Origin of the sequence: Protofrankia sp. CiT1 (assembly GCF_917627335.1) — a bacterium.
Classification (GTDB): domain Bacteria; phylum Actinomycetota; class Actinomycetes; order Frankiales; family Frankiaceae; genus Protofrankia.
Genome location: NZ_CAKJTP010000112.1, coordinates 10,249 through 14,391 on the forward strand (window position 1 = coordinate 10,249; position 4,143 = coordinate 14,391).

A 4,143-nucleotide genomic window follows, 5' to 3' on the forward strand; every position below is an offset into this window, starting at 1 on the left:
ATCTCGGCATCGACCTGTGGCGGATCGCCGGTACTGGGCCGCACGGAACGATCAGCCGGGCGGACGTCGAGGCGGCCCGGCTGCCTGCCCGTGAGGAGCCTGCCAGCCGCGTCCGCCGGATACCGGTGACCGGCGTCCGGCGCGCGACCGCGGCGGCAATGGTGACCAGCGCGTACACCGCGCCGCAGGTAACCGAGTTCGTCAGCGTCGATGTCACCGAGATGATGGCGGCTCGGGACCGGATTGCCGCCCTGCCCGAGTTCACGGGTGTGAAGGTGACCGCGCTGTTGTTTGTCGCACAGGCGCTGTTGACCGCGGTCCAGCGGCATCCAATGATCAATTCCAGCTGGGCGGAAGCGGTCGGTGACGCACCCGCGCAGATCCTCATCCATGAGGATGTCAACCTCGGGATCGCGGTGGCCTCGCCCCGAGGGCTCGTGGTGCCGAACATCCCGCGGGCGCAGGGGATGGGGCTCGTCGCGCTCGGGCACGCCCTGCATGAACTGACCACGGCTGCCCGCGCTGGAAAAATCACACCTGATTCGCTACGCGGCGGAACCATCACAATTACCAATATCGGCGTGTTCGGAGTCGACATCGGAACGCCCATCCTCAACCCGCCGGAGGCCGCGATCCTCGCCCTTGGCGCCATCCGTCCGACGCCGTGGATACACAACGGAGAACTCGCCGTCCGGACGGTCGCGCAACTCGCCCTGACCTTCGACCACCGGATCGTCGACGGCGAGCTCGGCGCCAGGGTACTCGCGGACGTCGGCGCGATGCTCGCCGACCCAGCCGTGGCCCTGGCCTGGAGTTGACCAGTCTCCGCGGCACCCGCGGACCCGCGTTCTGGTGTCTGTGAGTAACGATTATGAGGCCATAGCGAGCACCCGCCGAGGTATCCACAAGACGGGACACAACAGACCAACCCGGGACATCAACCGGGACAAAGAGCACGGGATGGGGCGGACAACGGAGGAAGGAGCTCGCCTGGTACGGTTGCGCCTTGCTTACGGCTTCCGACACAGCTTCCGTACAAAGGGGTGAAACGCATGACGCGCGTGGAGGCACTGCAGGCCGCCGACGAATTTGTCGCCAAGGTCCTGACCTCCGCAGGCTCCAGCGGCCGTTTTAACGGACCTCTCAACCTCGCTGAACGCGTCGATCTGACGCTGCGGGTGGCGAGATTCCTGCTGGAGGGCCAGGGCACTTCCGAGGCCGACGACCTGCTCAAGCGGGACATGCGCAATGAGCTGGACCAGGCTTTCCCGCCGCTGCGTACGTCATGAAACGACCGGTGGTCCGAGGATCACCCCGCCGTGCCGCAACAGGCCGACAGCCGGTGAACGCGCGGCAGGCGTTCGGCCGCGTGCCGCTGCCGTCAGCTCCCGCGTGCCTCCGCCGGGCACGTCAGGGGCTGGGAGCCTGGTAGCGGCGGGCCGCCGGGGGCGCGATCCAGGCTCTGTCTCGCGCGCCCGACGGTTGCATGTGGTGACCATCGCCCCGCCCCGCCTCCGAACGACGCCCGAGCGGCGCCCGGTGTGGGGCAGCTGTCAGAACGCGTCCTCAGTCAGGTCCATCAAGTCAAGATCGGTAGCCTGGAGAACGCTGAGCCGAATCGACAGTTCGGGCAGCACGTTCGCGACGAACCACCGGGCTGTGGACACTTTGCCCTCGTAGAAGGCACGCTCCCTGGCTGCCGAGGCCTGTTGCGATCCGGTGAGCGCCGCTGTGGCCACCTCGGCCTGACGCAGCAGCAGCCAGCCGATCACAAGGTCGCCGACACTCATCAGCAGCCGCGTGGTGTTCAGACCCACCTTGTACACCTGCCTGGGATCCTGCGCGGTACCGGCGAGAAAACCGGTCAGCACATCGACCATGGACTGGACGTTCTCCAGCGCGGCAGCCAGGATCTCCCGTTCCCGGCGCAGTGCGCCGTCCCCCGCGCCGTCCTTGGCGAAGCTCTGGATCTCGGTGAACAACGCGCTGAGGGCCTGGCTGCGATCTCGCACGATCTTGCGGAAGAAGAAGTCCTGTCCCTGGATGGACGTGGTGCCCTCGTACAGGGTGTCAATCTTCGCGTCGCGGATGTACTGCTCGATCGGGTAATCCTGCAGGTAGCCAGAACCACCGAAAACCTGCAGGGACGTCGCCAGCAGTTCATAGGACCGCTCGGAGCCAACGCCCTTGACTATCGGCAGCAGCAGGTCGTTGAGCCGTCCGGCGAGGTCGTCCGGCGTGCCCGCGGCGTTCGCCACGGCAACCCTGTCCTGGACGGTGGCGGTGTACAGGACAAGCGCGCGCATGCCTTCCGCGTACGCCTTCTGCAACATGAGCATCCGCCGGACGTCCGGGTGATGAATGATCGTGACACGCTGTGCGGCCTTGTCCATGAGCTGCGTCAGATCAGCGCCCTGGACCCGGCTCCGCGCGAACTCCAGGGCGTTCAGATACCCCGTGGACAGTGTCGCGATGGCCTTGGTGCCCACCATCATGCGGGCGTACTCGATGACCTCGAACATCTGGGCGATGCCGTCGTGGACGTCCCCGACGAGCCAGCCGACCGCCGGGTGCTTCTCGCCGAAGCGCAGCTCACAGGTGGTGGATACCTTCAGCCCCATCTTCTTCTCGACGCCGGTGACGTAGACACCGTTGCGCTCGCCAGGTTCGCCGGTCACCGGGTCCACCAAGAACTTCGGGACCAGGAACATGGACAGTCCCTTGGTGCCCGGTCCGCTGCCCTCTGGCCGGGCAAGAGTGAGATGGAAGATGTTCTCCGGAACATCCCAGTCACCTGAAGTGATGAATCGTTTCACGCCCTCGATGTGCCAGGTGCCGTCGGCCTGTGCCAGCGCCCTGGTGCGGCCCGCACCCACGTCCGAACCCGCGTCGGGCTCGGTGAGCACCATCGTCCCGCCCCATTGCCGCTCGATTGCCTGGCGGGCGAACGTCCGCTGCGCGGCGTTGCCGAGCCCGTCGAGAATCCCGGCGAAGGTCGGACCGCTCATGTACATGAACGCTGCCGGGTTGGACCCGAGGATGAGCTCCGAAGCGGCCCAGACGACCGATGGCGGGGCACCCATACCGCCCAGGTGCGCCGGTACGAAAAGGCGCCACCACTCGCCGGCCATGAGGTCCACGTAGGACTTCTTGAACGCCTCTGGCAGCGTGACGGTGCCGGCGTCCGGGTCGAACACCGGTGGATTGCGGTCGGCCTCCGAGAAGGACTCGGCCAGCGGACCGGTAGCCAGCCTGTCGACCTCGACAAGCACGTCGTGGGCTGTCTGACGATCCATATCCGCGAACGGGCCGTGCTCCAGTGTCTGGTCCACGCCCAGTACCTCGAACAGGTTGAACTCGATGTCGCGGAGGTTGCTCTTGTAGTGCCCCATGGTGGTCTCCCCGGGAAGTGCCGGCTTCGGTTGTCACCGAGGGAACCGGCATGCTCCTACTGGCCAGTAACTAATACCCATGCTACTCGCTGGTAACCATCCATGGAACAAATACTGGAACAACGTGATAGCTGACAGAATGGCGCTAAAAAAGTTACTTTTAGTAATATTTGATCAATCTCCATGGCAGCATCCAACATTTTACTACTTTTCGCAAGCAAATGACTACCTAAAGTGCTGCCATTACGAAGCGTCGCTCCAGCGAGAGCTGCCATCAAGATCACGAATGCAGGCAACCAGACGCCCGTCCGCACCCTGGACGACCCCATCGCCATCAGTGCTGGCGTCGCACTCGGTACCCGGCACCGGCACAACCGGCCCCTGTGGCGGTGGCGGACTCGCCACCCCCCAACGCGGCTGGCCCGAATCCGCCTGTCCGCAGTAGAGAAGCAGCCCGTTCACGGCCTGCCGCGGAACGGAGTCGACGCTCGGAACACATGGTTCCCCGACGAACACAGCACGCATCCGCTCCGCTGGAACGGTCCGGGCTGGGACGTCCTGGCCTGGGCCTGGGGTGGCGGACCCTGGCGTACCCGGAGCGCCGCTGCCGGCTTCGCTCCCCACGTCGTTCGGGGATGTCCCGGGAACGGTCGCGGCACCCGGCCCCGCGGGATCCCCTGAGGTGGTCGGGCTGCCCCCAGACCGCGACGGATCGCTCTGGCCACCGGCGGGCGAGGCGGTGGCGGGTGGC

At 65.9% G+C, this 4,143-nt stretch carries 4 protein-coding genes; 2 read left to right on the forward strand and 2 right to left on the reverse strand.

Features of this window, described 5'->3' with window-relative positions; all coding sequences use genetic code 11:
• Both MJ785_RS16035 and MJ785_RS16040 read left to right on the forward strand, forming a co-directional pair.
• Positions 1-818, forward strand: an 818-nt coding sequence (locus MJ785_RS16035) for a dihydrolipoamide acetyltransferase family protein (RefSeq protein WP_239381567.1), incomplete at its 5' end; no start/stop codon positions are given.
• Positions 819-1,052: 234 nt separating this feature from the next.
• Positions 1,053-1,289 carry a hypothetical protein gene (locus MJ785_RS16040; RefSeq protein ID WP_239310741.1) on the forward strand — a complete coding sequence of 79 codons (237 nt, stop codon included), beginning with the start codon at positions 1,053-1,055 and terminating at the stop codon, positions 1,287-1,289.
• A 264-nt stretch (positions 1,290-1,553) separates the two neighbouring features.
• Here MJ785_RS16040 and MJ785_RS16045 read toward each other — a convergent pair whose 3' ends face one another.
• Together MJ785_RS16045 and MJ785_RS16050 are read right to left on the reverse strand one after the other, a co-directional pair.
• Positions 1,554-3,392 carry an acyl-CoA dehydrogenase gene (locus MJ785_RS16045; protein ID WP_239310740.1) on the reverse strand — a complete coding sequence of 613 codons (1,839 nt, stop codon included), beginning with the start codon at positions 3,390-3,392 and terminating at the stop codon, positions 1,554-1,556.
• Between the two features lie 243 nt (positions 3,393-3,635).
• Positions 3,636-4,143: hypothetical protein (locus MJ785_RS16050; protein WP_239381569.1), on the reverse strand; the 508-nt coding region annotated here is incomplete at its 5' end.

Excerpts from the sequence above, each read along its gene's own strand:
- MJ785_RS16040 (WP_239310741.1), top strand. The coding sequence starts at position 1,053 with ATGACGCGCGTGGAGGCACTGCAGGCCGCCGACGAATTTGTCGCCAAG.
- MJ785_RS16045 (WP_239310740.1), bottom strand. The coding sequence starts at position 3,392 with ATGGGGCACTACAAGAGCAACCTCCGCGACATCGAGTTCAACCTGTTC.